A 745-nucleotide genomic window follows, 5' to 3' on the forward strand; every position below is an offset into this window, starting at 1 on the left:
TGTAGCGGAAGTACTTGATGCCGGCCTGCCAGCGCAGACGCCCAAGCTGCTGCCCGAGCTGGAAATAGGGGCTGTGGATGGCGCCGCGGCCGTCGTTCTCGGCCAGATAGACCCAGCCGTCCGCCTCGCGCCCGGTCGGGGTGATCTGCATCCGCCGCACCGATTTCTCCAGATCGGCCGACTCCCACCAGTAGCCGGTGCTGATCTCGAGTCCGGCGACCTCGCCGACGAAATCGGCATTGATCCCGTAGCGATTCAGATCGCGCACGCGGTCCTGTTTGCCGTTACGGATCTGCGCCTGCTCTTTGGCATAGTAGGGCTTGACGCTGAGGGTGCCGGCGGCAAGCGGCAGGCTGGCGATCGCCAGCAGATCGCGGTTCTCGGTGCTGGTGTGGTAGTAGTCGAAATAATCGACATCGATGGCCGGGTCGCCGGTGCGCCCGCTGTTATAGTCGAAGTCGCGATAGCGGCCGACATTGCGCGCTTGGCGATAATCGAGCGCGCGGATGTCGTTGCGGTCGTGGTCGGTCGCATTGAAGAACAGCTCGACGGTCGGGCCGCCCTGGTCCAGACCGTAGCCGAGCCCCGCGGCCAGGTTCTGGCGCGGCCCGAGCGAGCCGGCCCCTCTCCATTTGTCCGCATCGGTATAGGACCCGGAGACGAAGGCCCGCAGGTCCGGACCAAAGGTGCCGCTGTCGAGCCGCGCGAAGCTGCGTTGGTAGGCATTGGAGCCGATGGCCTGGCT

Annotated in this window: 1 protein-coding gene; it reads right to left on the reverse strand. The window is 65.6% G+C overall.

Going from position 1 to position 745, the window contains the following annotated elements; genetic code table 11:
• On the reverse strand, positions 1-745 hold a 745-nt coding region (locus CKO27_RS23970), incomplete at both ends, for a TonB-dependent receptor (protein ID WP_476718514.1).

The sequence above is a fragment of the Thiocystis violacea genome, from assembly GCF_016583575.1.
In the GTDB taxonomy this organism is placed as follows: Bacteria; Pseudomonadota; Gammaproteobacteria; order Chromatiales; family Chromatiaceae; genus Thiocystis; species Thiocystis violacea.